Origin of the sequence: Alistipes senegalensis JC50 (genome assembly GCF_025145645.1) — a bacterium.
Taxonomy (GTDB): Bacteria; Bacteroidota; Bacteroidia; order Bacteroidales; family Rikenellaceae; genus Alistipes; species Alistipes senegalensis.
Map to the genome: position 1 here is coordinate 2353454 of NZ_CP102252.1, position 23932 is coordinate 2377385.

Consider the following 23932-nt stretch of genomic DNA (forward strand, 5'->3'; position numbering starts at 1 on the left):
GTTTTTCAGGTTTTCAGACCGCCCCGGTCCGGCCGTTGCCGGACGGGCGGACGGTTATTTCGTTTTCGCGCCCGGCTGCTGCGCCGCCAGATGCTTCTTGTTCTCCGGATACCAGTTCGAATGGTCGGGTTTCTCCTCGTCGTCGAACCTGACGAGCGGCAGCAGGAAGAGCCACGTCGTGATGCAGAACGGCCCGGTCAGGGTGGCGATTCCGACGGGCGCCATCAGCACATACATGCCGGCCTGGACGAACACCGTCGTCAAGATCCCTAGCACGGCCCACAACGCCGAACGGAAATTCGGTTTGTAGAACACCGTTGCCAGCGCAATGGCCGTCAGCACGGGGCTGTATCCGTAAAGTCCTTCGGAGATGTCCGGGCCCGACGCTTTCAGCGCGACGACCGTCAGCAGCGCCAGCGCCGAGCCGATCGCGGCCCAGAGCGCCGCCCAGCGGCTGCAAAGGAACAATCCTGCGAGGAAACAGATTCCCGTCACCCACGAATCGATCAGAAAGACCTGTCCGATACCTTTCAGCCAGTAAACCGCCAGATCGCCGAAACGGATGTTCTCCAGCGCCGGAAAGGCCGCCGGAAGCGCCGGATCGGCCATGTGGGTCGTCGGAAGCCCGTGCATGGCGCGCGCCGCGAGCAGAAACATCCATGTGCAGAAAACGAACGGGAAGGTGAACGAATTGACCTTCCAAGGCGCCATCACGTTGTTGAACCCCGTGCGCACCCATGTCGTCAGCGCCGCACAGAGCACCAGCGCCAGCCACATCCAGACGGTGTTGCCCATGAACGTGGGAAACGCGCATCCCACCAGCACGCCGTTGAAGCCCCAGAGTCCCTGTTCGCCGTCCCTGGCCGGAAATCCGAGGATGTAACCCGTTACCGTCGAGACGATCACGCCCAGCAGGGCGCCCCAGGCGACGAGTCCCTGGCCTTCGGCGTACGCACCCCAGAAAATGCCGATCATGAACAGCAGTCCGGTCCATGCGCTGTTTTGAAACATCACCTGCCCGGTTCCGCGCAGCAGAATTTTGATAAAATCGAAGGAACCTCCGCCGGCCCCTTCGGATCGAGCGATCGTATTTGCCATATTTGCATTGTTTAACCGTTAATCCAAGTTTTTATCGCCAAGGAAACTCTTCGGGCAAAGGTTTGCCCTTGATTTCCTGCCGGACCGAGGAGCAGAATTCGCGGACGAGTTTCTTCACGGGTGCCGTCTCCTCGCCCAAAACCTTATAGAGCAGTCCCGCTTCGTTCGGCAGTCGCGTGATACCGGCGGCCAGCCGGCGGCCGCGGTCGATGAATGCCTCCGTCCGTTCGTAGATGCCGTCGGCGTGTTCCGGAGGCGTCAGCACGATCACGTTGGCGAAAACGTCATACCCGTTCATCGCGCCGAGCGTCGAGGGCGGGTGCATTTCGGGCCGGATGATGAATTTTTCGCGGAACAACTGCCTCCCGCCGGGGCGTTCGGCATGGGAGCAGACCGAGAGGATGTCGTACTGGAAAGTCTCGCCCCGGTCGAAATACTTCCGGCCGCTCATGTAAATCTCCGAATAGAACAGCGTGGCCGACGGCGCGATGCGGATCGCCGTGTCGGCGATGAACCGCGTGTGCTGGCACGGGATGGTCGGTTCGGGCAGGTATTCCAGATAGGCGTTCTCTTCGAGTTCGAACACCTGTGTCAGTCCCGAATAGTTGTAGCGCATCTCGGCCAGTTTGGTCGCCGCTCCGGTCGAAATGTGGGCATAGGCGCCTTCGCGGACGACGAAACGCTGTTCGTAGCGATCGCCGTCCACGTTGGGGCCTCCCGAGGACAGGATGTAAACGCACGGCATCTCGGGCATGCCTTCGTCGAAATAGAGCTCCTGCTGGACGATCAGCGGCGCATGCCGGTCCAGGTCGCGCATGATCGACCTGCCGTCGCCGTCGAGCTCGAATCCCAGATAGAGGTATCCCATTTTCCCCGGAGTGCCGACGGGCATCGCCTTCGGCTCTTCGAGGTAGGGGCTCATCTCTTTGGCTGCTGCGAAATTCATCGTGGGGCGCCGGTTAGGGGTTCCGGAACTTTCTCTTTGTCGTTGTCGAGGTCGAAGAGCGCCATCCGGCGGATCAGGGCGACCAGTTCGTCGATCCCTTCGCCCGTCATGCAGTTGGTGAATACGAACGGTTTGCCCGGACGCATCAGCTCGGAGTCGCGCCGCATCACTTCGAGGTCGGCATGGACATAGGGGGCCAGGTCGGTCTTGTTGATGACCAGAATGTCGGACTGGGAGATTCCCGGGCCGTCCTTGCGGGGAATCTTGTCGCCTGCGGCCACGTCGATCACATAGATGAAAAAATCCACCAGCGCAGGGCTGAACGTGAGGGTGAGGTTGTCGCCGCCCGACTCGATCAGCACCACGTCGCCGTCGGGAAACCGGGCCTCCATCTCCTCGACCGCCGCGATGTTCATCGAGGGGTCCTCGCGCACGGCCGTGTGGGGACACGCACCGGTCTCGACGCCGATGATCCGCTCCTCGACAAGAATGCCCTTCAGCATTTTACGCACGTGCTTGGCGTCTTCCGTGGTCACTACGTCATTGGTTATCACCAGCACCTTGTAGCCCATGTCCAGAAGCCGCGGGGTGATCGCTTCGATCAGCGCTGTCTTGCCGGAGCCCACGGGGCCGCCGATTCCGATTCTGCAAGTTGTGTTGTCGCTCATAATTTTATCTTTCTGTTTGTGTATAAGTTCATTCTGTTTTCGGGTGGCACCGGATTCGGATTGCCGCGCTCGCATCCGTTCGCTCGCAATGACCGGCTTTCGGAAAGAGTCCGGGCGCACATTGGGAACGGATGCGCTCCGGCCTGCCTTCTCCCCTAAATCGGGCTTTTTAAGCCCGCGCCTGTAAAACCCGCTTCTTAAGCGGGTCAGTTCATGAACATCCGTTTGGTTCCCTTTTCGTGCAGCGAGGCGAGAATGTCGATCTGCGGCACGAAGGTGTACATGTCGTCGAAATCCATGTCGCTCGCCGTGTCATAGAGTTCCCCGAGCTTTTCGGCGGTCCGGAACAGGATGCGCTGCGTGTCGTAGTGCGACACGCGCACGCAGCGGAGGGCCGCGCTCACGACCATGTTGACCACACCGTACTGGTGGGAGCAGAAAAGCTCCTTTTCGGAGATTCCGCAGGCCGCGAATACGATCCCCTGTGCCACGGGATAAGTACCGGGAGTGCGGTCTCCGGCGATGTCGCCGAGCCACTGCGCTGCGGTTTCATCGGGAAAGATCTGTTTCGACAGCTCGGCCAGCTTCTTGCCCATACGCCGGGTCATCAGCCGCGCCTCGGCGTTCATCTTGCAGAGGAGGGCCTGACGGTCGGCATTGAGGATGCCCTCGTAATAACCGAGGTTATAGCTGCGGAAAGCGTGCAGCGCCGCGACTCCGTCGGTGAAGGCGGCCTGCCGGACGATGTCCTGCGCGTATTGTTCGAGCGTCGCGGCGTCGTACACCAGTCCCTCTTCGGCGGCCGTTTCCAGCCCGTTGGAGAAAGAGAAGGTCCCGACCGGAAAGGCCGAGTCGGTGAATTCGAGCAGCCGCATGACGGTTGTCGCGTTGTCGGTCATGGGTGTCGGTTTACTGCGCATGCGCATGTTCGTGATGGTGGTGTACGTCGCTGTCGGGGCCCGTACCGCCGAACAGACGCCGGATTTCGTGGGGCGCCAGGTAGGGAATCACCTCCGAGCCGGGCTGGAACGACCAGGCGACGCCTTCGATATGGTGTGTGCGCATCACGCTGTCCATCACTTTCTTGTCCACCGTCAGCGGGATGTAGACCTTCGTTCCCTTGACCACGGCGGGCCAATGCTGGTTGCCGATGGCATGGCCGAGTTCCACCGAGATGTGGATGATCGTTTCCGGCGTTTGGCGTGCCAGATCCGAAAGGTCCGCGACCAGCACGTCGTTGAGCCGGATGCGGATGGCCGCGATGCGGCGCTGTTCGGGCAGGTATTCGATGATGTCGCCGTCGAGCATCTGCGAGTGGCGTTTCAATGCCACGGCGTATTCGTTTTCCCGGTCGCCTTTGACCGCGAAGCGGCTTTTCTGGGCCGTCCACTGGTCGAGATCGATAAATTCGATCTCGGCTCCCCGCGCTCTCTCCGCCCATTCGGGGTCGTGCAGGTTGCCTATGATTTCCGTATAGATTTTCATCGTATGTGTGTTTTGGGAGTTTGCACCGACCCCCGGGAGCGGCCGTGCGGGCCGCCCCCGGAATCGGACGGGTGTCTAACTGAACCAGAGCAGCTGGCTCAGGGGGAATTTGTCGGCCGGCTTGACGTAGGCCCGGATGTCGTTGACCAGCACGTCGAACGTTTCGGGATTCACGTCGATCTTCGGCATTCCTCCGTTGCGCACCATGTCGTATTTGGTGAGCTGGCGGGTGCGGCGCACGGGCTGCACCATGCGGTGCAGGTGGAGACGCTCCTTGATGCCGCTCTGGAATGCGGCGTTCGATACGAACGAGAGGCAGGTCTCGGGCAGCGTGCGGCCGAAAGCGCCGTACATCGGACGGTAGTAGCACGGCTGCGGCGTCGGGAGCGACGCATTGGGATCGCCCATGTTCGACCAGTTGATCAGACCGCCCTTGATGACCATCTTGGGCTTGGCGCCGAAGAACTGCGGCTCCCAGAGGACGAGGTCGGCGACCTTGCCTTTTTCGACCGATCCGAGGTAGTCGGACACACCGTAGGTGATGGCCGGGTTGATCGTGATCTTGGCGATGTAGCGCAGCACGCGGAAGTTGTCGTTTCCGTCGGCATCCTCGGCGAGCTTGCCGCAGGCGTTTTTCATGAACGACGCCATCTGGAACGTACGCATGAACGATTCGCCGATGCGGCCCATGGCCTGCGAGTCGGACGAGACCATCGACAGTACGCCCAGGTCGTGCAACACGTTCTCCGCGGCCTGCGTTTCGGGGCGCACGCGGCTCTCGGCGAAGGCCACGTCCGACGGAATCTTCGGATTGAGGTTGTGGCAGACCATGATCATGTCGAACAGCTCGGCCTGGGAATTGACGCCGAACGGCAGGGTGGGATTGGTCGATGAAGGCAGCACGTAGGGCATCGACGCCACTTTCAGCAGGTCGGGGGCGTGTCCGCCGCCGGCGCCTTCGGTGTGGTAGGTGTGGATCGTGCGGCCGTCCATGGCGGCGATCGTGTCCTCGACGTATCCGCTTTCGTTGAGCGTGTCGGAGTGGATGGCCACCTGCACGTCGAAACGGTCGGCGACACCCAGCGCGGCGCGGATCGCAGCGGGGGTCGAACCCCAGTCCTCGTGAATTTTCAGGCCGCAGGCTCCGGCCTCGATCTGCTCTTCGAGCGGCTGGTTCATCGAACAGTTGCCCTTGCCCAGCAGACCGACGTTCACCGGAAGCCCCTCGATTGCCTCCAGCATACGTTCGATGTTCCAGCGGCCGGAAGTGATGGTGGTGCCGTTGCTGCCGTCCGTAGGGCCGATTCCGCCGCCGAACAGTGTCGTAATGCCGTTGCTCAGACAGGCGTAAGCCTGCTGCGGGGAGATCATGTGCACGTGGCCGTCGATGCCGGCCGCTGTCAGGATCAGGTGCTCGCCCGATATTGCGTCGGTCGCGGTGCTGGTCACCAGATCGGGATGCACGCCGTGCATGATATTGGGATTTCCCGCCTTGCCGATACCGGCGATTTTCCCGTCCTTGATACCCACGTCGGCCTTCACGACGCCCAGATTGGCGTCGATGATCGTCACGTTGGTGATCACGAGGTCGAGCGACCCTTCCTTCGAAGTCATCGTATTGGCCAGCCCCATACCGTCGCGGATGGTTTTGCCGCCGCCGTAGACGACCTCGTCGCCGTATTCGCGCAAGTCTTTTTCGATCTCGACGTAAAGATCGGTGTCGCCCAGCCGGATTTTGTCGCCGACGGTGGGACCGAACAGGTTATTGTATTCCTGACGTGAAATTGTTGCCATATCCTCTATTTTTTAGTGTTGTTGCCTTTTTTCATAGCGGCCTCGGCATCGCTTTCCGAAACGGTCTTGAAGCCTGCGTGCCGGACTTTGCGCGTGGCGTGCATGCGTGCAGGGAAATAGGTGGGCGCATCCTCGTCGCCCGTGTATCCCATCACCAGCCCGTTGAAGCCGATCACGCGGCGTTTGCCCGAATAGGCCACGACCTCGACCTCTTTCTGGTCGCCCGGTTCGAAACGGATGGCGGTCGTTGCGGGAATGTTCAGGTGACAGCCGAAAGCGGCGTCGCGGTCGAATTCCAGGTAACGGTTGACTTCGAAGAAATGGAAATGCGAACCGACCTGAACCGGACGGTCGCCGGTGTTGCGCACGACAAGCTGCACGGTCTTGCGGCCGGTGTTGTACTCGATCGGGGCGTTCATCAGGATTACTCCTCCGACGGCTACGGGCTTTGCGGGCTTGAAACCGGGTTCATTCGGATAGAGACTCGCCGCCTGTGCCTGATTTTTCGCAGGGGCGGGATTTTTCGTACTCATAATCGGGATTTTTAGAATTACTTGATAGGATGGTGGATGCTCACCAAACGGGAGCCGTCCGTAAATACGGCTTCGACCTGCAACAGGTCGATCATGTCGGCGACGCCCTCCATGACATCGCTTTTTTTCAGTACGCTGGCCGCCCCTTTCATAACCTCTTCCACGGTCTTGCCTTCACGCGCGCCCTCCAATGCCGTGGACGTGATATAGGCTACGGCCTCCGGATAATTCAGTTTCAGCCCTTTTTTCATCCGCCGTTCGGCGATCATGCCGAGCGAAAGCAGCATCAACTTGTCAATCTCTTTCGGTGTCAAGTGCATAGTAAACGATTTTTACGATTAATCCGGCTCCGCATCCCCGACGGCCATACGTATCCCGCCGGGGCAGCAGTCTGCCGGTACTGATCTGCGGAATTCCAAATAGGATGCCAAAAGTCCTCCCGCGGCGATTCGCGGCGAAAAAGCGGAAGTCCCGGTGGCATTGAATTTGTCCGGGAAAGAATCCGAATGATAGAATCAACCAAAAACGTGTGAATTATGTTCAAAGCGATGATGCTTGCAGGACTCGGCGGTTTTATCGGCACATGCCTGCGCTTTCTGACGGGAAAACTGGCCCATGTCATTACGGTTTCTGCTTTTCCGTGGGGTACGTTCGCCGTCAATGTTATCGGCAGTTTCGTGATCGGTATTTTCTTCGGATTGGCCGAAAAGACCCATGTCATCTCACCGTCGATGAACGTCTTCCTGATCACCGGCTTCTGCGGCGGTTTCACCACCTTTTCGTCGTTTGCCGACGACATGTACCTGCTCCTGCAACAGAAACACTGGCTCTATTTCGGTCTTTACGTCGGTCTGAGTTTCGTCCTGGGGCTGGTACTCGTGTGGCTGGGACGCTCGCTGATAAAGACGGTATAGCGGCTGTCGCCGGCACACCCGTCCCGAAGCGAAACGCACCGAATCGGCCGGAATGCGCCATGTATGCCGGCTGAAAGGGAATGTCGGAGCCGCAGACATCCGTCTGACCGGGCAGGTGCAGGCTATCGACGACATTCAGCGGCAGGTCGTCTTTCCGATACCGTTGCCTGGTATATTCGGTCAAGTATCGGAGTAGGCGGTGGTATTTGTTACAAGTTACTTGTGTGATACGTGTTCCGACCTCTCGCTGCCGTTTGTCGCAGTATTTCGAAAACTCGGCGAGGAACATCCGCTGTGCGGCTTAAAAACGAAAAAGCCTTATATATCAACGATATATAAGACTTTTGCTCTTTTGTGCGCTTTCCTATCCTGCGCCTCCAGGGTGGAAGAAGGGGCTCGAACCCTCGACCTTCGGAACCACAATCCGACGCTCTAACCAACTGAGCTACATCCACCGTGTCGATACGTACTCGTCGTATCGGGATGCAAATGTAATATGTTTTTTCGGTCCGTGCAAAATTTTCGGCTTAAAAATCTTCGGGAAAACGCATCGGGTGACAAAATGGCAGTCCCCTCTGCTCGTTTGTCACGCAAAACCTGCCAAAAAACGGTTGGCACACCTATTGATGGATACGGGGGTGCGAAAGCAACTGAAAAAACACATATAAAAACTTAAAACACGTAAAAGCTATGAATGTAAAACCGTTATCGGACCGTGTGCTGGTTCTCCCGAATCCCGCGGAGGAGAAGACAGCCGGAGGATTGATCATCCCCGACACGGCAAAGGAAAAACCGCTGGCAGGCAAGGTCGTTGCAGTGGGCCCCGGCACTTCGGAGGTCAAGATGGAGGTCAAGGTGGGCGATCAGGTCCTCTACGGCAAGTATGCCGGTCAGGAGATCCAGGTCGATGGCGTAGACTACCTCATCATGAAACAGAACGATATTTTGGCAATCATCTAATAATTCGCATACAGTCATGGCAAAAGATATCAAATACAATGTAGAGGCGCGCGAACTGCTCAAGGAGGGTGTCGATGCGCTGTCGAACGCCGTCAAGGTAACGCTGGGCCCCAAAGGCCGCAACGTCATTATCGACAAGAAATTCGGCGCTCCGCAGATCACCAAGGACGGCGTGACCGTGGCCAAGGAGGTCGAGCTGGAGGACGCTTTCGCCAACATGGGCGCCCAGATGGTCAAGGAGGTCGCTTCGAAGACCAATGACGATGCGGGCGACGGTACGACGACCGCGACCGTGCTGGCGCAGTCGATTATCGGTGTGGGCCTGAAGAACGTGACGGCCGGCGCCAACCCGATGGATCTGAAACGCGGTATCGACAAGGCCGTTGCGAAGGTTGTGGAGTCGCTTCGCAAGCAGAGCCAGGAGGTCGGTTCGGATTTCGCCAAGATCGAGCAGGTGGCCACCATTTCGGCCAACAACGACCAGAATATCGGTAAGCTGATTGCCGAGGCGATGGCCAAGGTTAACAAGGAGGGTGTCATCACCGTCGAGGAGGCCAAGGGCACCGAAACCCATGTCGAGGTGGTCGAGGGCATGCAGTTCGACCGCGGTTATATCTCGGCCTACTTCATCACCGACACCGAGAAGATGGAGGCTCAGCTCGAAAAACCCTATATCCTGATTACGGACAAGAAGATTTCGACGATGAAGGAGCTGATGGGCGTGCTGGAGCCGGTGGCTCAGAGCGGCCGTGCGCTGCTGATCATCGCCGAGGATGTCGATGGCGAGGCTCTTTCGGCACTCGTGGTCAACAAACTGCGCGGTACGTTGAAGATCGCCGCTTGCAAGGCTCCGGGCTTCGGCGACCGCCGCAAAGAGATGCTGGAGGATATCGCCGTGCTGACGGGCGGTACCGTGATCTCGGCCGACAAGGGCATGAAGATCGAGGATGCCACGTTGGCTATGCTGGGTTCGGCCGACAAGGTGACGCTCAACAAGGAGAACACCACCATCGTCGATGGCGCCGGTAAGAAGGAGGAGATCGCTGCGCGCGTGGCGCAGATCCGCGCTTCGATCGAGAAGGCTACGTCGGACTACGACAAGGAGAAGTTGCAGGAGCGTCTGGCCAAGCTGGCCGGCGGTGTGGCCGTGCTCTACGTCGGAGCCGCTACCGAGGTCGAGATGAAGGAGAAGAAAGACCGCGTGGACGACGCGCTGGCCGCAACCCGTGCAGCCGTCGAAGAGGGTATCGTCCCGGGCGGCGGTGTGGCTTACATCCGCGCCACGGCGGCTCTTGAAGGCATGAAGGGCGACAACGAGGACCAGACGACGGGTATCCAGATCGTGAAACGCGCCATCGAGGAGCCTTTGCGCCAGATCGTTGCGAACGCCGGCGGCGAGGGTTCGGTGGTCGTTAACAAGGTGAAGGAGGGCAAGGACGCCTTCGGTTACAACGCCCGCGACGACAAGTACGAGGACATGATGAAGGCCGGTATCATCGACCCGACGAAAGTGTCGCGCGTCGCATTGGAGAATGCCGCGTCGATCGCTTCGATGTTCCTCACCACGGAGTGCGTGTTGGCCGAGAAGAAATCGGAGGCTCCCGCCATGCCGGCAATGCCCGGAGGCGGCATGGGCGGCATGATGTAATTCCGCACATTACCTGAAGCGGGGCGGGTGGAAGAATATTTCCATCCGCCCCGCTTTTTTTATTACCTTCGCGGCCGAAACTTACGTGTTATGAAAAAGGGTATTCTCTATGCTATACTGGCCTCGGTGTTGTGGGCCCTCGTCAATCCGTTCATCAAACAGGGACTCAGCTACGATTTTACGCCGATGAATTTCGCCGGGCTGCGCTTCACGACCGTCGGCGTCATCCTCTTCGCCTACACGTGGCACGGCGGCATGTGGCGCGAGATCGTGCGCCACATGCGGCTGTTCGGCAATCTCATTCTGATCAACATGTTCCTGGGCTACACGGCGTTTTATTTCGGCGTGGACTTCGTCAGCGGAGCCATCGGCTCGATCGTCATGGGCCTCACGCCGCTGATCAACGTGCTGCTGGCGCACCTGCTGGCCAGCGACGACCGGCTGAACCGCTACAAGGTCGTGAGCCTGCTGGTCAGTCTGGCGGGACTGCTGCTGATCGTCGGCACGGGCAGCGACGGCGCGCCGCTCGACTGGCGCGGCATCGGGGGCATCGTGCTGTTGCTGGCGAGCATCGTCTTTCAGGGCTACTCCGCGATTTCGGTTTCGGAGGACAAGGGCAAGGTCGATCCGGTCTTCCTCAATGCCGTGCAGATGTTCTTCGGCGGTCTGCTGATCTACGGCGTGGGCGTCGCCGCAGAGGGTTTCCACCCTTTTTGGGCCAAACCGGCCGGATTCTACGGAAGCCTCGGGGTGCTGGTCTTCATTTCGGTCTTCGCTTTCAGCTTCTGGTTCATGGCCCTGCGCACCGAGGGCACGAAGGTCAGCGATATCAATATGTGCCGCCTGATCAATCCCGTGCTGGGGGCGGTTCTGAGCTGGATCATGCTGCCCGGCGAGTATCCCCATTTCAGCACCGTGGCAGGCATGGCGATTATCGTCGGTTCGCTCGTCATCTACTTCAAGGGTGAAATCCTCGTCGAACGGTGGCGGCGGCGACGCCTCTGAACGAACGGAGTGCCCCGAAAGGTGCTCCGCTGCATTTTGGATTCAGGGCATCCATTCCAGAATGCCCTCGACGGGATTCGCCGCGCGCCATGCCTCGAATTCGGCATAGGTGCGCACACCGTCGCGCAGCACGGCCTGATAATATTCGATGCCCATGATCTTCACCTCGTCGGGCGTGTCGTATTTGATTTGCAGGATGGCGCGCCGCGTCTCGTCGGTCAGCACGGCGCCGATCCGGTCGGCCACCCGTTCGAAATAGCCCTCCCAGGCCGATCCGCGGGCCATGTGGATCATGTCGATCTGCCAGAGCCGGTCGTCGGCGTCGGCATACCACGCATGCCATTCGAGACATTGGTCCGGGGCGTCGAGCAGGTTGCCGTATTCGATGCGGCGGATGCGGGGATTCGCGGCGATGCGGGTCATGGCCGCGAAGCTGTCGGCGATGTTCAGGGACGGGGAGTAGATGTGGAAGTCGATGTCGCGGTGTTTCATCAGCAGGCCCGTGCGGAACGACCCCACGAGGTTCGGTTCGGCGCCCGCCGCCCGCCAGGCGGCTTCCAGCCCGGTGTCGCGGATGACCTCGCGGGCGCGCTGCTGGTTGGCGGCCGCGATTTCGAGGATGTTTTCCATGATGCGTTTTTTGCGGGGTTATCGTAGCGGGCGGAGCGATTCCGGGTCGCTCCGTCTTGTGTAAATCGGTTCGGGGCGGTTATTTGCCCAGCAGGATGCGGGCCTGGGCCACGGCGGCGTCGGTGATCTCCGAGCCGGAGAGCATTTTGGCGATTTCGGTCACGCGTTCGTCGTCGCCGAGGCGGGTGATCTCCGTGCGTCCGTTGCGCTTGTAGACCACGAAATGCGCCGAGCCCTTCGAGGCGACCTGCGGCAGGTGGGTGATGTCCACCACCTGCATCGACGCCGCGAGCGATTCGATGATCTCGCCCATGGCGTCGGCGATGCGGCCCGAGACACCCGTGTCGATCTCGTCGAAGATGATCGTCGGCAGCTGCATCCGCTCGGCCAGCAGGGCTTTCAGAGCCAGCATCACGCGCGAAAGCTCACCGCCCGAGGCGATGCGTTCGACGGGCTGGGGCGTCATGTTCCGGTTGGCTGTGAAGAGGAACTGCACGCTGTCGCACCCCGTGCGGCCCGGTTCGGCCAGCGGCGTCAGCGCGATGCGGAAGAGGGTGTCGGGCATGCCCAGTTTGGCGAGGGTCGAGAGGATGTGTTTTTCGAATCCCGCAGCCGCCTTTTCGCGCGTTTTGTGCAGACGGTCGGCCAGGGCGAGGAGCTTGGCGGCGGCTTCTCCGAGGGCGGACTCCGCTTCGGCGATCTCCTCGCCGCTGTGGACGATGGCCGCTAGTTGGGCCGCACAGCGGTCGCGCAGGTCGATCAGCCCGGCTTCGTCCGCGACGTGGTGTTTCTGTTGGAGCGCGATCAGCGCGTCGAGGCGGGCCGAGCGTTTCGCCAGCCGCTCCGGATCGGCGTCGAGCCGTTCTGCGGCCGCAGCGGCCGAATTGTTGATGTCCTTCAGCTCTTCGAGCACCGACCGCAGACGGTCGGCGTACTCCCCGGCGGCGGGGTAGTGGCCGCGGATATGGTTGAGTTCGTTTTCCGAGTTTTTAAGCTGCGCCAGCACTCCCGTTTCGTCGGTGTCGAAAGCGTTGCGCAGCGTGGTCAGCGCTTCGCCGATGCGGTCGGCGTTTTCGAGCACCGTCAGCTCCTCTTCCAGTTCGGCCTGTTCGCCGGCGCGCAGGTTGGCGGCCGTCAGCTCCTCGGTCTGGAACCGGAGCCACTCCTCGTCGCGGCGGCCCTTCTCGGCGGCTTCGCGCAGGGCGGCCAGCCGGCGCCGCAGTTCGGATGTCCGGGCGTACTGTGCGGTGTATTGGGCCAGCAGCTCCCGGTTCGCGGCCACGGTATCGAGTGCCGAGGTGCGGAACTCCTCCGACGAGAGGATCAGGTTCTGGTGCTGGGAATGGATGTCGATCAGGCGGCTCCCCAGTTCGCGCAACTGCGCCAGCTGCACCGGCACGTCGTTGATGAAAGCGCGGCTCTTGCCCGTCGGGGTGATGATGCGCGTCAGGGTCGTTTCGGGAGCGTAGTCGAGGTCGTTTTCGTCGAAGAACGCCTCCAGGTCGCGCCCCGTGAGGTCGAAAATCCCCTCGACCGTGCAGTTGCGCGCCGCGTCCTTCATCGCCGAACCGTCGTTCTTGGCCCCCAGCAGCAGCCCGAGAGCTCCGAGCAGGATGGATTTTCCGGCGCCCGTCTCACCCGTGATGATGTTCAGACGGGGGTCCAGCTCCATTTCGAGCTTGTCGATAAGCGCGTAATTTTCGACCGACAGACGGCGTAGCATGCGAAATTACAAATTAAGAATTAAAAATTAAAAGCTCCGGCCTTCCGTTGCGGAAGGCATTCATCGGGCGAAAAATTTTTCGATTTTGTCGGCAATGCGTGCGGCGACCTCGCGCTTCGCCATCAGGGGCAGCTCTTCGCGTCCCGCACGGTCGATGAAGGTCACCTTGTTGGTGTCGCCGCGGAATCCGGCTCCGGCGTTGCGCAGCGAGTTGAGCACGATGAAGTCGAAATTCTTCTTCGTGAGTTTGGCTTCGGCGTGCGCCTCCTCGTCGTGGGTCTCCAAAGCGAATCCCACCAGCAGGCGGCCGCCCTTGTGCGCCCCCAGTTCGGCAGCGATGTCGCGCGTCCGGCGCAGGGCGATGTACATGTCGCCGTCGCCTTTCTTGATCTTGGTTTCCGAAACGCTGTCGGGAGTGTAGTCGGCCACGGCGGCGCACATCACCGCACCGTCGGCCTTCTCGAAGGCCCGGACCGCGGCGTCGTACATCTCGGCGGCCGAGAGCACGTCCACCCGCTCGACGCCTGCGGGCGTCGGCAGCGCCGTGCGGCCCGTGACGAGCGTCACCTCGGCGCCCCTGCCGGCCAGCTCCCCGGCAATGGCGTAGCCCATCTTCCCCGAGGAGTGGTTCGAGATGAACCGCACGGGGTCGATGGCCTCGATCGTGGCTCCTGCCGTGACGATCAGCCGTTTACCTTGCAGACTCTTTTTTTTTTCGCGGAGAAGGTCGCCGACGAATGCGGCGATCGCTTCGGGTTCGGCCATGCGGCCCTTGCCGGTCAGTCCGCTGGCCAGTTCGCCTTCGCCGGGCTCGACGATGCGGACGCCGCGTTCGGCGAGTGTCCGCAGGTTCTGCTGCGTGGCTGCGTGGGCGTACATGTCCAGGTCCATGGCGGGAGCCGCGACGACCGGGCAGCGTGCCGAGAGGTAGGTCGTCAGTAGCAGATTGTCGGCGATGCCGCCAGCCATCTTGGCCAGCGTGTTGGCCGTGGCGGGGGCGATCAGGTAGCAGTCCGCCCATTCGCCCAGCGACACGTGGGAGTTCCACGCGCCGTTTTCCGGATCGAAGAATTCGACCAGAATGGGATTTTTCGAGAGCGTGGCCATCGTCAGCGGCGTGATGAACTGCTTGGCCAGCGGCGTCATCACCACGCGTACGTCGGCGCCTGCCGTCTTCAATAAACGACAAAGCACGGCAGCCTTGTAGGCCGCTATGCTGCCCGTGATGCCCAGCAGTATGTGCCGTCCCGCCAGCGGGGGATTCGCAACGCCTTCGGATGCCATCTCCCTGCGCGGATTAGATCACCTTCATCTCGCCGTCCTTGCCCTCCTTGAAGACCAGTTCGTGGTCGATGAACTCCTCGGTGGCGATGATCACCGGTTTGGGCAGGCGCTCGTAGTAACGCGAGATCTCGATCTGCTCGCGGTTCTCGAAGGTCTCCTCCATAGTGTCGGTGGGCGACGAGAAATCGGCGAGTTTGCGGTTGAGCTCGGTTTTGAGTTCGGTTGCGATCTGGTTGGCGCGGCGGGCGATGATGTTGACGCTCTCGTAGATGTTGCCCGTTTCCGAGTCCAGATCCACCAGCTTGCGCGTGATGGTGTTGTTGGGAATGTTCTTTTTGATTTCCATTCTTATATATTGTTGTCCTTGTTGTTGTTGCGGTCGAGGTAGTCGCGGGCGCTCTTGGCCATGCGGTCGAGCTCCTTGATGTGCTTCGATTCGGGGAACTCCTCCTTGAACGAGAGGTAGGAGTCGAGCATCGTCAGATAGCGGTCCGTCTGCTTGTCCTGGACCGAGTTGCTGGCGAAGCGGTAGCCGGCATCGACGATCAGGTACATGATCTCCTCGCGGTGCTTGCTTTCGGGATATTGTTTCAGGGCGTTTTTCAGCGCCACGATCGCCGATTTGTAGCGGCCGATCTTATAATAGGTATAGGCGTTGATGTAGGCTTTGTCGTGGAGCCGTTCGGTGAGCTCCGCGTTGATCTTCTTGAAATCCTCGATCCGGTCGCTCTTCGGATAGCGCGACATGAATTCGTTGATGGCGATCAGCGCCTGGCCGGTCATCGTCTGGTCGCGCGAGGGTCCCGGCGAGAGGTAGTAGAAGCAGAGCGCGTACATGCCTTCGGCGTCCTCGATGAAGGCGCTGCGGCCGAATTTGCGCCGGAAGTCGTCCAGCAGGGTCGATGCCGTGTCGTAATCGCGGTTCTTGAATTTGCAGCGGGCGTTGAAGAACGAGATGCTGTCTTCGGTCGGGGTGCCGGTGTAGTAGTACTGGGCTCCTTCGAAGAGCGTCGAGGCGCGCTGCCACTTCTCCTTCTGGTAGTACTCCATCGCCTTGCTGTAAATCAGTTCGGGTTTTCCGCTTTTCAGCAGGGCGTTCATGCCAGAACACCCTCCGAGGATAGCCGCGGCCGCCAGTCCGCAAAGGGCGTATAAAAAAGTCTGCTTCATTTATGAATCTATTACGGCGCTTTATCGCACAAAGTTACACATAAATTAACGATTTGCAAAAAAAATTATTGCACGCGGAAGCTGCAAAGAGGGATGGATCGCCGTTTTTTATTCCGGCGGATGCGAAAGCCCCCGCCGGGGCGGGGGATCAGGACCGGGATTTTCAGAAAAAGAAACCGACGGAACCGCCGTAGACGATGTCGTGGGGCACTTTGACACGGCGCGATACGCCGTCCGACGTGAAGTCGTGCCACACCCGCGAGCGCGGATAGCCCGAGATGCGGAAGTCGATGAAGAATTTGCGGACGTTGAAGCCCAGGCCGCCCATGACCCCGATGTCGCCGTTGTTGAACCGGACCCGGAGCAGCTGCGGGGCGCTGCTGCGCTCGGAATCCGTGACGCGGAACAGCGCGCCTCCGAACAGCCGCAGCACGCCGAACTGGAAGCCCAGCTGGACGGGAATCTCGAACCGCTCGGTGCGCAGCGTCAGGCGGCGGTTTCCGGCATCCCCGGCGCGGACGGAGTAGTTGACGAAGGCGTAGTCCAGTTCCGATTGCAGATGGAGGTGCTTCGAGAGGTTGAGGCGCAGGACGAAGCCCACGTCGTAGCCTGCCCGCGGGGAGCCCGGCGAGAACCGGATGTCGCCGATGCGTGTCGGGACGAACGAGTAGTCGGTGAAATTGACGCCGCCGCGCACGCCGACCATCAGGCGTTGGGCGGAGGCCGCGCCCGAAACGAGGAGCGCGGCGAGGAGGGTGAAGACAAGGTGTTTCATGGTGCGTATATGTTTAGGACGGGATCACATCAGGGGTGACACGAGCCGCAGCACGTCGCCCAGCGTCCGGCGCCACAGCGGGGGCCGCCACTCCCGGCGCGTGATGCGCCGGCAGGAGGCGAGGTCCTCGCCGAAGTTCGCCGCCAGTTCGCGGACCGCCTCCCGGCCGCGGATGAAGGCCGTGACTTCGAGGTTGTCCGTCAGACTGCGGTAGTCCATGTTCGCGGTGCCCACCGAGGCCAGCTCTTCATCGACGATCACCAGTTTGGCGTGCAGGAATCCGTTGTCGTAGCGGTAGAGTTCGACCCCGGCGTCGAGCAGGTCCCCGACGTAGGAGTCGGACACGAGGTCCGAGAACGGGGAGTCGCTGCACGCCGGGATCATCACCTCGACCCGGATGCCGCTCCGGGCCGCCAGCCGCAGGGCGTCGAGGATCATCACCGGGGGCAGGAAGTAGGGCGAACAGATGCGCACCCGCTTCCGGGCCCGGACGATGGCCGCCGCGAACGCCTCGGCGATAGTCAGCCGCGAAGGGCCCTCTTCGGACCATGCCAGCTGGATCGGCAGCCGCTGCCGGATGCGGTGAGGGGCGATGTATCTGCGCGGGTCGAGACGCTCCCGGGCGGCCCGCGCCCAATCGGCGATGAAGAGTCGCTGGAGGTCCGCGACGGCGTCGCCTTCGATGCGAAGGTGCTCGTCGCGCCACTTGCCCATGCAATCTCCGTCGAGGTAGTATTTCGCAATATTTATGCCACCCAGATAGGCGGTTTTTCCGTCCGTAACGACTATTTTGCGGTGGTTGCGGCGCGCGGCGCGCGGGGTGAACCACGGGAAGCGGACCGGTTCGAAGGCGGCCGTGCGGACCCCCGCCTCGTGCATGCGCCGCAGCATTGCGCGGCTCAGCCGCCACGAACCCACGGCGTCGTAGATGACCCGCACCTCCAGCCCAGCGCGGGCCTTGCGGATCAGGATTTCGGCGATGGTGCGGCCGATGCGGTCGTCGCGGATGATGTAGTACTCCATGTGGATCGAGCGGGCGGCGTGTTGCAGGGCGGCGATGAGCGATGCGAAGGCATTGTTGCCGTTGTGGAGCAGTTCGATGCGGTTGTGCCGCGTGGGGGAGGTGCCGCAGCCCCGGGCGACGATCTGTTCCACGGCGTCGCCCCTGTGGACGGCCTCTTCGGCCGGGGGTGCGGGACGGCGGTATCCCGCCAGTACGTACAGCAGCGTGCCAGCCACCGGGAGCAGGAGAACCAGAGCCAGCCACACGGCCGCCGAAGCGGGTATCCGCTGCCGACGCGTGATGACGAGACCCGCGCCGAGCGTCCATAACAGATGGATCGTGAGGAGGGTGTGCATAACCCCGTTCGCGGGCACGATCCGTGCCACGGAGCGCGAAAAAGATTTGGAAATATGGAATTTACTTTCTATCTTTGTCTGAGCAACGCAACGGGGTTCTGACCTTTACGGGTCAGGATTCTTTATTTTTTATGTTTTTTTAGGTATGGCAAAAGAGATTATTTATCTGACAGCGGAGGGTTATAAAAAACTCAAGGAGGAGCTCGATCACCTGCGTTCCGTCGAGCGTCCGGCGATTTCGGCGGCGATCGCCGAAGCGCGCGACAAGGGCGACCTTTCGGAGAACGCGGAGTACGACGCTGCCCGTGAGGCGCAGGGTCTGATGGAGATGCGTATCGCCAAGCTGGAAGATACGATCGCCAATGCGCGCGTGATCGACGAATCGAAGATCGACAAGAGCAAGGTGCAGATTCTGAGTAAGGTGACGCTCCTGAATCACAACACCCACAAGCAGATGACCTATACGATCGTCGCCGAGCACGAGGCCAACCTGCGCGAAGGGAAGCTGGCCATCGGCACGCCGATCGCCAAGGCGCTGCTGGGCCGCAAGAAGGGCGACTGCGTGGATGTGGACGTACCTGCCGGCACGATCCACTTCGAGATCCTCGACATCAGCATCTGAGGCGCCCGGCTTCCGGGAGGGGCGCACGGTCCGTCTCCCGCAGCGGGCGACCGGACAGACATACAACCTACTAATGTTTAGGTATTTTTGCAGGGGCCGCTTGTCGCGGCCCTTTTTTATTGTAACTTTGCATCCGATGAAGATGCGCCCCGGACTCAGACGATGCTGTGCGGCTTTCCTGCTGTCGGTCCTGCTCGCGGCCTACGCGGGGCAGAAGGTGCATATCTATAACGAGGACCCGGCCCACTTCGCGGCGTTCAGCGGCGACCTGGTGCCCGACAACGGCGCCGAGCAGCAGATCGTCGAGTTCTGTATCGTCGATGATTTCCATTTCTTCCCCTATCTGCTCGAAATCCCTTATGCGCATCAGTTCTACGCCGAGGTGCTCGCCGTGCTGCTGCCCGAGGCCACGCGCTGCAAGTGTGCGCCTGAGATTTCGTTCTTCTCCCTGCGGGCGCCTCCTGCGGCGTAATCTCGTTTCGCCTCCTTTCTGATTTGTCCGGAGTTTTCCGGGCCCCACTCTCAATTTTATTTTACTATGAAACGACATATCCTGTCGGTACTCCTCGTCGTGTGCCTGACTGTTTCCGGCGTGCTGGGCGCCGAGGCCCCGCGCAAAGGCACGGATGCCAACCTTTACGGTCATGTGGTGGACCGTGAAACTCACGAACATATTCCCTATGCCTCGATAGCCGTCGTCGGCACGGCCTTCGGTACGACGACCGACGCCTCGGGGCACTATTTTCTGAAAAACCTCCCCGAAGGGGAGCTGACGCTCGAAGTCCGCGCCCTGGGCTACGCCCCGAAAAGGACCTCCGTCGCGCTGAAGCGCGGCGAGACGCTGGAACTGAATTTCGAGGTGGCGCAGAACGGCATCTCGATGGACGAGGTGGTCGTGTCGGCGAGCCGTTCGGCGACGCTGCGGCGCGAGGCCCCGGCGCTGGTGAGCGTGCTCGACTCCAAGTTGTTCGAGCGGACCAATGCCGCGTGTCTGGCGCAGGGCCTTTCGTTCCAGCCCGGCGTGCGGGTCGAGGACGACTGCCAGAACTGCGGCTTCATGCAGGTGCGCATCAACGGCCTCGACGGCCACTATTCGCAGATTCTGGTCGATTCGCATCCCGTCTTTTCGGCCCTGACGGGTGTCTACGGGCTGGAACAGATTCCGGCCAACATGATCGAGCGGGTCGAGGTGCTGCGCGGCGGCGGCTCGGCGCTTTTCGGTTCGTCGGCCATCGGCGGCACGATCAACATCATCACCCGGGAACCGTCGCGCAGTTCGGCCCAGCTGTCGCACACGCTGACTTCGCTCGGCGGCAGCAACTCCTATGACAATGCGACGATGCTCAACGCCTCGATCGTCTCCGAGAGCGGCCGTGCGGGCATCAGCGTCTTCGGTCAGAGCCGCCACCGCTCGGGCTACGACCACGACGGCGACGGTTTCACCGAACTGCCCGTCATCAACAGCCAGTCGGTCGGCATGCGCTCGTTTTTCCGCACGGGGGCTTATTCGCGCATCACGGCGCAGTATCACCATATCGACGAATACCGCCGGGGCGGCGACCTGCTGGACCTGCCTCCGCACGAAGCCTTCGTCGCCGAGCAGACCGACCATGCGATCGACGGCGGAAGCCTTTCGTTCGACATCTCATCGGCCGACCGCAGCAACCGCTTCAATGCCTACGCCTCGTTCCAGAACACGGCCCGCAAGAGTTATTACGGCAGCAAACAGGACCTCGACGCCTACGGCACGACGCACGACCTAACCGCGGCGGCCGGCGTGCAGTATGTCCATGCCTTCCGCAAGCTGCTGTTCATGCCCTCGGAGCTGACCTTAGGGGCCGAATACAGTTTCGACGAACTCGAGGACCGTTCAATCGGCTACGCTATCGACACCGACCAGACGGTGCATATCGTGGGCGGATACTTGCAGAACGAGTGGAAGATCAAAAAATGGTCGCTGCTGATCGGCGGCCGCCTTGATAAGCACAACCTCGTGGATCACGTGATTTTCAGCCCCCGGGCCAACATCCGTTTCAACCCTTCGGAGTCGGTGAACCTGCGGGTGAGCTACGCCGGAGGCTACCGCGCTCCGCAGGCTTTCGACGAGGACATGCACATCGCCATCGTGGGCGGCAAGCGGGTCCGCATCCGTCTCGCCGACGATCTGAAAGAGGAGCGCTCGCACAGCGTGAGCCTTTCGGCCGATCTTTACCACACGTTCGGAAGCGTGCAGGCCAATCTGCTCGTCGAGGGATTCTATACCAAACTGGTGGATGTGTTCGCCCTGCGGGACATCGAGGACACGGCCGACGGCGGCAAGATCAAGGAGCGTTACAACGGTTCGGGCGCCACGGTGCGCGGACTGAACGCCGAGGGCCGGGCGGCCTTCACCCGCTGGTTCGAACTCCAGGCGGGAATGACGTGGCAGCGGAGCCGCTACTCTGAACCCGAGCAGTGGAGCGAGGATGCGGAGGTGCCGCCCGTGCGCCGGATGTTCCGCACGCCCGATCTCTACGGCTATTTCACCGCGTCGTTCAAGCCGCTGCGCCGCTTCACGGCCGATGTGACCGGAACCTGCACGGGGGAGATGCTCGTGCAGCACATGGCCGGATCGGGGGTGGACCGGGACGTGGCGGTCACCACGCCGGCGTTCTGCGACGTGAACCTGCGGCTGGCCTATGATCTGCGTATCTATAAGGAGATCACGCTCCAGTTCTACGGCGGCGTGCAGAACCTCTTCGACGCCTATCAGAAGGATTTCGACCGGGGCGCCGAACGCGATTCGGGTTATGTCTACGGGCCTTCGCTGCCCCGCAGCTGGTTCGTCGGTGCGAAAATCAGCTTCTGATCCGGCCGCCGGACACGAAAAAGCCGCTCTCCGATCGGAGAGCGGCTTTTTTTGCAGGATATGACGGGGTGTTCGGGCGTGTTTCGCAGGACGGCTGTCCGCTCGCCTGCCCCCCCCCTCTCTCGGCGGCTTAGAGCGCCTTGATCTCGTGCAGGATGTTGTTCGTCTTGCGGACGGCCTCGGCCGAAGCGGCGAACTTCTCGGCCTCCTCTTTCGTGAGGTCGATCTTCACGATCTTCTCGATGCCCTTGCGGCCGATGATCGCCGGAACGCCGATGCAGATGTCCTTCTGGCCGTACTCGCCGTCGAGGTAGCAGCAGCAGGGAACCAGCTTCTTCTGGTCGTGGAGGATCGCCTCGACCATCATCGAAGCGGCGGCTCCCGGAGCATACCAGGCCGACGTGCCGATGAGTTTGGTGAGGGTCGCGCCGCCGACCATCGTGTTGGCGACGGCCTCTTCGAGCTTCTTCTTCGAAGCGAACTGCGAGACGGGAACGCCGTTGACCGTGGCTTTCGACACGAGGGGAATCATCGTCGTGTCGCCGTGGCCGCCGATGACCATGCCGTCAACGTTGTTGATGTTGGCTCCGGTGGCTTTGGCCAGGTAGCATTTGAAGCGCGACGAGTCGAGTGCGCCGCCCATGCCGATGATGCGGTTCTTCGGCAGTCCCGAGGCTTTCAGGGCCAGGTAGGTCAGCGTGTCCATCGGGTTGGCGACCACGATGATGATGGCGCGGGGCGAGTATTTTATGACGTTCTCGATCACACCCTTCATGATGCCGGCGTTGGTGCCGATCAGCTCTTCGCGGGTCATGCCCGGCTTGCGGGGGATGCCCGAGGTGATGACCACGACATCCGAATTGGCGGTCTTCTTATAATCGTTGGTCGCTCCTACGAGCTTCGTGTCGAAATCCATCAGCGTCGAGCACTGGTACATGTCCAGCATCTTGCCCTCCGAGAGGCCCTCCTTGATGTCGATGAGGACCACTTCGCTCGCCACTTCGCGGCAAGCCATCACGTTCGCACAGGTGGCGCCCACGGCGCCTGCGCCTACGACGGTAACTTTTGACATAACGGTAAGTATTTTGTGTTAATTGTTCGTTTCGGTTCTCTCGGGCCGGCTCCATTCGCGGCGTTCCGCCGCGTTTACAAGTCTGACCCTCCTAAATCCCCTCCTCGTGAGGGGACTTTATCCGAAGGCTTTGAGGGAAACTTGTCGGGCGTGAACTATCCGAAAGTATAATTCAGTTTCGCTCGTCGCTCCTAAAGCCTGCTTCTTAAGCGCTTTAGCCGATCAGCTTTTCGTAGTCGGCGGGGCTCAGCAGCGCGTCGTAGTCGGCCGGGTTCGACATCTTGACCTTGACGAGCCAGCCTTCGCCGTAGGCGTCCTTGTTGACGATGGAGGGGTCGGCGTCCACGGCGTCGTTGAACTCCACGATTTCGCCGCCCACGGGCAGGAAAGCGTCGCTCACGGTCTTCACGGCCTCGATCGAGCCGAACACCTCGCCGGCGGCGAGCGTTTCGCCCACGGTCGGGACATCGACGAATACGATGTCTCCCAGTTGGCTTTGCGCGAAGTCGGTGATGCCGATGACGGCCGTGTCACCCTCGATACGGCACCACTCGTGGTCGTTCGAGTATTTCAGATTTGCAGGTACGTTCATGTTATTCTTAATGTTTGATTTGAAATTGGCTGTTTTACGATGCAAATATAACTGTTATTTCTGTAACAGCAAGGATTTGTGTCAGGAATTTATCACGAATTCCACCTCTTTGAACAGGTATTCCCGCAGCAGGCCGTCGTCATGGCGCAGCAGCAGTTCTCCTGAGGGGCGGACGCCCTCGATCACGGCCCCGAACGGCGTGCCGTCGGGGAGGCGGAACGTGCGGCGCCGGCCCAGTCCGTACATGCGTTCGCGGTAGTCGCGCTGCAAGGCTTCGGCGGCGCCCTCTTCGAGTTGCGCGTAGCGGGCTTCGAGCCGTTCGCGGAAGGTTTCGAGCACTTCGCGGCGGTCGAACCTGCGGCCCGCGGCGGCGGCCATCGACACGGGGTTCGGAAGCGCCGGGTCGAATTGCGTCTGGTTGACGTTGATGCCGATTCCGACGACCGTGCGGTCGAGCGTCGGCCCCGAGTAGCTGTGCTCGATCAGGATGCCGACCAGCTTCCGGTCGCCGGCGTAGATGTCGTTGGTCCACTTGATGCGGGTCTCGATGCCTGCCTGCGCGAAGGTGTCCGTGAGCGCCAGCGCCACGGCCTCCGACAGCAGGAACTGCTCGCCGACGGGCAGGAACCGGGGGCAGAGCACCACCGAGAAGGTGAGGTTCTCGCCCTCGGCGCTCGTCCACGTATGTCCCCGCTGGCCGCGCCCGGCGGTTTGCCGTTCGGCCCATACGATGTCGCCGTGGCGGTATTTCGCGTCGCGGGCGTCGTCGTTCGTGGAGGTGGTCTCTTCGATGCGGTAGATCATGC

The 23932-nt window shown here is 61.0% G+C and carries 25 protein-coding genes and 1 tRNA gene; 7 read left to right on the forward strand and 19 right to left on the reverse strand.

The features are described 5' to 3' along the window. Window positions 1-54: 54 nt before the first annotated feature. The 8 genes from yut to NQ519_RS09175 all read right to left on the reverse strand — a co-directional run bounded on the left by yut (window position 55) and on the right by NQ519_RS09175 (window position 6844). Window positions 55-1098: an urea transporter gene (gene yut, locus NQ519_RS09140; RefSeq protein WP_019151451.1), complete on the reverse strand. Its 1044-nt coding sequence runs from the start codon at window positions 1096-1098 to the stop codon at window positions 55-57. Window positions 1099-1129: 31 nt separating this feature from the next. Then, window positions 1130-2044, reverse strand: coding sequence for an urease accessory protein UreD (locus tag NQ519_RS09145; RefSeq protein WP_019151450.1), 915 nt, complete (start codon window positions 2042-2044; stop codon window positions 1130-1132). Then, window positions 2041-2712 (reverse strand): urease accessory protein UreG, encoded by a 672-nt coding sequence (gene ureG, locus NQ519_RS09150; RefSeq protein ID WP_019151449.1) that lies wholly within the window; start codon window positions 2710-2712, stop codon window positions 2041-2043. The genes NQ519_RS09145 and ureG overlap by 4 nt, the downstream gene beginning before the upstream one ends. Before the next feature lie 206 nt (window positions 2713-2918). After that, the gene (locus NQ519_RS09155; RefSeq protein ID WP_019151448.1) at window positions 2919-3611 is read right to left on the reverse strand and encodes an urease accessory protein UreF; all 693 of its coding nucleotides are present in this window, start codon (window positions 3609-3611) and stop codon (window positions 2919-2921) included. A gap of 10 nt (window positions 3612-3621) precedes the next feature. Next, a complete protein-coding gene (locus tag NQ519_RS09160; RefSeq protein ID WP_019151447.1) occupies window positions 3622-4197 on the reverse strand; it encodes an urease accessory protein UreE in 576 nt (191 codons plus the stop codon). A 75-nt stretch (window positions 4198-4272) separates the two neighbouring features. Then, window positions 4273-5991 carry an urease subunit alpha gene (locus NQ519_RS09165; RefSeq protein ID WP_019151446.1) on the reverse strand — a complete coding sequence of 573 codons (1719 nt, stop codon included), beginning with the start codon at window positions 5989-5991 and terminating at the stop codon, window positions 4273-4275. A gap of 5 nt (window positions 5992-5996) precedes the next feature. Beyond that, a complete protein-coding gene (locus NQ519_RS16300) occupies window positions 5997-6524 on the reverse strand; it encodes an urease subunit beta (protein ID WP_019151445.1) in 528 nt (175 codons plus the stop codon). 17 nt (window positions 6525-6541) lie between these two features. Continuing rightward, entirely contained in the window at window positions 6542-6844 is a 303-nt protein-coding gene (locus tag NQ519_RS09175; RefSeq protein ID WP_026076677.1) for an urease subunit gamma, read from the reverse strand. A gap of 216 nt (window positions 6845-7060) precedes the next feature. On the opposite strand from NQ519_RS09175, the gene crcB reads away from it, so the two are divergent. Next, complete coding sequence (gene crcB / locus NQ519_RS09180) at window positions 7061-7438, forward strand: fluoride efflux transporter CrcB (RefSeq protein WP_019151443.1); 378 nt, start codon at window positions 7061-7063, stop codon at window positions 7436-7438. Between the two features lie 380 nt (window positions 7439-7818). Here the strand turns inward: crcB and NQ519_RS09185 are convergent. Next, window positions 7819-7894 (reverse strand) — tRNA-His (locus NQ519_RS09185). A gap of 234 nt (window positions 7895-8128) precedes the next feature. Here NQ519_RS09185 and NQ519_RS09190 point away from each other — a divergent pair. The 3 genes from NQ519_RS09190 to NQ519_RS09200 all read left to right on the forward strand — a co-directional run bounded on the left by NQ519_RS09190 (window position 8129) and on the right by NQ519_RS09200 (window position 11051). After that, window positions 8129-8398: a co-chaperone GroES gene (locus NQ519_RS09190; RefSeq protein WP_010264892.1), complete on the forward strand. Its 270-nt coding sequence runs from the start codon at window positions 8129-8131 to the stop codon at window positions 8396-8398. Window positions 8399-8414: 16 nt separating this feature from the next. Beyond that, complete coding sequence (gene groL / locus NQ519_RS09195) at window positions 8415-10046, forward strand: chaperonin GroEL (protein WP_019151442.1); 1632 nt, start codon at window positions 8415-8417, stop codon at window positions 10044-10046. A 90-nt stretch (window positions 10047-10136) separates the two neighbouring features. Beyond that, window positions 10137-11051, forward strand: coding sequence for a DMT family transporter (locus NQ519_RS09200; protein ID WP_019151441.1), 915 nt, complete (start codon window positions 10137-10139; stop codon window positions 11049-11051). Window positions 11052-11093: 42 nt separating this feature from the next. Here the strand turns inward: NQ519_RS09200 and NQ519_RS09205 are convergent, their stop codons facing one another. From NQ519_RS09205 to cls, 7 genes are all read right to left on the reverse strand, one after another. Then, window positions 11094-11681: a hypothetical protein gene (locus NQ519_RS09205; protein ID WP_019151440.1), complete on the reverse strand. Its 588-nt coding sequence runs from the start codon at window positions 11679-11681 to the stop codon at window positions 11094-11096. Between the two features lie 79 nt (window positions 11682-11760). Next, the gene (gene recN, locus NQ519_RS09210) at window positions 11761-13404 is read right to left on the reverse strand and encodes a DNA repair protein RecN (RefSeq protein ID WP_019151439.1); all 1644 of its coding nucleotides are present in this window, start codon (window positions 13402-13404) and stop codon (window positions 11761-11763) included. 60 nt (window positions 13405-13464) lie between these two features. Further along, the gene (gene coaBC, locus NQ519_RS09215; protein ID WP_019151438.1) at window positions 13465-14688 is read right to left on the reverse strand and encodes a bifunctional phosphopantothenoylcysteine decarboxylase/phosphopantothenate--cysteine ligase CoaBC; all 1224 of its coding nucleotides are present in this window, start codon (window positions 14686-14688) and stop codon (window positions 13465-13467) included. A gap of 13 nt (window positions 14689-14701) precedes the next feature. Next, window positions 14702-15034, reverse strand: coding sequence for a DNA-directed RNA polymerase subunit omega (locus NQ519_RS09220; protein ID WP_019151437.1), 333 nt, complete (start codon window positions 15032-15034; stop codon window positions 14702-14704). A 2-nt stretch (window positions 15035-15036) separates the two neighbouring features. After that, a complete protein-coding gene (locus NQ519_RS09225; RefSeq protein ID WP_026076676.1) occupies window positions 15037-15858 on the reverse strand; it encodes an outer membrane protein assembly factor BamD in 822 nt (273 codons plus the stop codon). Between the two features lie 163 nt (window positions 15859-16021). Next, complete coding sequence (locus tag NQ519_RS09230; protein WP_019151435.1) at window positions 16022-16633, reverse strand: outer membrane beta-barrel protein; 612 nt, start codon at window positions 16631-16633, stop codon at window positions 16022-16024. A 24-nt stretch (window positions 16634-16657) separates the two neighbouring features. Next, the gene (cls, locus tag NQ519_RS09235; RefSeq protein ID WP_019151434.1) at window positions 16658-18022 is read right to left on the reverse strand and encodes a cardiolipin synthase; all 1365 of its coding nucleotides are present in this window, start codon (window positions 18020-18022) and stop codon (window positions 16658-16660) included. Window positions 18023-18137: 115 nt separating this feature from the next. On the opposite strand from cls, the gene greA reads away from it, so the two are divergent. The 3 genes from greA to NQ519_RS09250 all read left to right on the forward strand — a co-directional run bounded on the left by greA (window position 18138) and on the right by NQ519_RS09250 (window position 21462). Then, window positions 18138-18614: a transcription elongation factor GreA gene (gene greA / locus NQ519_RS09240; protein ID WP_019151433.1), complete on the forward strand. Its 477-nt coding sequence runs from the start codon at window positions 18138-18140 to the stop codon at window positions 18612-18614. 136 nt (window positions 18615-18750) lie between these two features. Further along, a complete protein-coding gene (locus NQ519_RS09245; protein WP_019151432.1) occupies window positions 18751-19086 on the forward strand; it encodes a hypothetical protein in 336 nt (111 codons plus the stop codon). Between the two features lie 66 nt (window positions 19087-19152). Continuing rightward, a complete protein-coding gene (locus tag NQ519_RS09250) occupies window positions 19153-21462 on the forward strand; it encodes a TonB-dependent receptor (protein WP_019151431.1) in 2310 nt (769 codons plus the stop codon). Between the two features lie 130 nt (window positions 21463-21592). Here NQ519_RS09250 and mdh read toward each other — a convergent pair whose 3' ends face one another. The 3 genes from mdh to NQ519_RS09265 form a co-directional block, all read right to left on the reverse strand. Next, window positions 21593-22534, reverse strand: a complete 942-nt coding sequence (mdh, locus tag NQ519_RS09255) for a malate dehydrogenase (protein ID WP_026076674.1) — start codon at window positions 22532-22534, stop codon at window positions 21593-21595. Window positions 22535-22748: 214 nt separating this feature from the next. Next, on the reverse strand, window positions 22749-23126 hold the full coding sequence (gene gcvH, locus NQ519_RS09260) for a glycine cleavage system protein GcvH (protein WP_019151429.1): 378 nt from the start codon (window positions 23124-23126) through the stop codon (window positions 22749-22751). A gap of 81 nt (window positions 23127-23207) precedes the next feature. Then, window positions 23208-23930 carry a biotin--[acetyl-CoA-carboxylase] ligase gene (locus NQ519_RS09265; protein WP_019151428.1) on the reverse strand — a complete coding sequence of 241 codons (723 nt, stop codon included), beginning with the start codon at window positions 23928-23930 and terminating at the stop codon, window positions 23208-23210. Between the last annotated feature and the right edge of the window lie 2 nt (window positions 23931-23932).

Excerpts from the sequence above, each read along its gene's own strand:
- NQ519_RS16300 (WP_019151445.1), bottom strand. The coding sequence starts at position 6,524 with ATGAGTACGAAAAATCCCGCCCCTGCGAAAAATCAGGCACAGGCGGCG.
- recN (WP_019151439.1), bottom strand. The coding sequence starts at position 13,404 with ATGCTACGCCGTCTGTCGGTCGAAAATTACGCGCTTATCGACAAGCTC.
- crcB (WP_019151443.1), top strand. The coding sequence starts at position 7,061 with ATGTTCAAAGCGATGATGCTTGCAGGACTCGGCGGTTTTATCGGCACA.
- NQ519_RS09220 (WP_019151437.1), bottom strand. The coding sequence starts at position 15,034 with ATGGAAATCAAAAAGAACATTCCCAACAACACCATCACGCGCAAGCTG.
- NQ519_RS09190 (WP_010264892.1), top strand. The coding sequence starts at position 8,129 with ATGAATGTAAAACCGTTATCGGACCGTGTGCTGGTTCTCCCGAATCCC.
- NQ519_RS09265 (WP_019151428.1), bottom strand. The coding sequence starts at position 23,930 with ATGATCTACCGCATCGAAGAGACCACCTCCACGAACGACGACGCCCGC.
- greA (WP_019151433.1), top strand. The coding sequence starts at position 18,138 with ATGGCAAAAGAGATTATTTATCTGACAGCGGAGGGTTATAAAAAACTC.
- groL (WP_019151442.1), top strand. The coding sequence starts at position 8,415 with ATGGCAAAAGATATCAAATACAATGTAGAGGCGCGCGAACTGCTCAAG.
- NQ519_RS09200 (WP_019151441.1), top strand. The coding sequence starts at position 10,137 with ATGAAAAAGGGTATTCTCTATGCTATACTGGCCTCGGTGTTGTGGGCC.
- gcvH (WP_019151429.1), bottom strand. The coding sequence starts at position 23,126 with ATGAACGTACCTGCAAATCTGAAATACTCGAACGACCACGAGTGGTGC.
- NQ519_RS09205 (WP_019151440.1), bottom strand. The coding sequence starts at position 11,681 with ATGGAAAACATCCTCGAAATCGCGGCCGCCAACCAGCAGCGCGCCCGC.
- NQ519_RS09245 (WP_019151432.1), top strand. The coding sequence starts at position 18,751 with ATGAAGATGCGCCCCGGACTCAGACGATGCTGTGCGGCTTTCCTGCTG.
- NQ519_RS09155 (WP_019151448.1), bottom strand. The coding sequence starts at position 3,611 with ATGACCGACAACGCGACAACCGTCATGCGGCTGCTCGAATTCACCGAC.
- NQ519_RS09165 (WP_019151446.1), bottom strand. The coding sequence starts at position 5,991 with ATGGCAACAATTTCACGTCAGGAATACAATAACCTGTTCGGTCCCACC.
- NQ519_RS09175 (WP_026076677.1), bottom strand. The coding sequence starts at position 6,844 with ATGCACTTGACACCGAAAGAGATTGACAAGTTGATGCTGCTTTCGCTC.
- NQ519_RS09145 (WP_019151450.1), bottom strand. The coding sequence starts at position 2,044 with ATGAATTTCGCAGCAGCCAAAGAGATGAGCCCCTACCTCGAAGAGCCG.
- ureG (WP_019151449.1), bottom strand. The coding sequence starts at position 2,712 with ATGAGCGACAACACAACTTGCAGAATCGGAATCGGCGGCCCCGTGGGC.
- NQ519_RS09230 (WP_019151435.1), bottom strand. The coding sequence starts at position 16,633 with ATGAAACACCTTGTCTTCACCCTCCTCGCCGCGCTCCTCGTTTCGGGC.
- NQ519_RS09250 (WP_019151431.1), top strand. The coding sequence starts at position 19,153 with ATGAAACGACATATCCTGTCGGTACTCCTCGTCGTGTGCCTGACTGTT.
- coaBC (WP_019151438.1), bottom strand. The coding sequence starts at position 14,688 with ATGGCATCCGAAGGCGTTGCGAATCCCCCGCTGGCGGGACGGCACATA.
- mdh (WP_026076674.1), bottom strand. The coding sequence starts at position 22,534 with ATGTCAAAAGTTACCGTCGTAGGCGCAGGCGCCGTGGGCGCCACCTGT.
- yut (WP_019151451.1), bottom strand. The coding sequence starts at position 1,098 with ATGGCAAATACGATCGCTCGATCCGAAGGGGCCGGCGGAGGTTCCTTC.
- NQ519_RS09160 (WP_019151447.1), bottom strand. The coding sequence starts at position 4,197 with ATGAAAATCTATACGGAAATCATAGGCAACCTGCACGACCCCGAATGG.
- NQ519_RS09225 (WP_026076676.1), bottom strand. The coding sequence starts at position 15,858 with ATGAAGCAGACTTTTTTATACGCCCTTTGCGGACTGGCGGCCGCGGCT.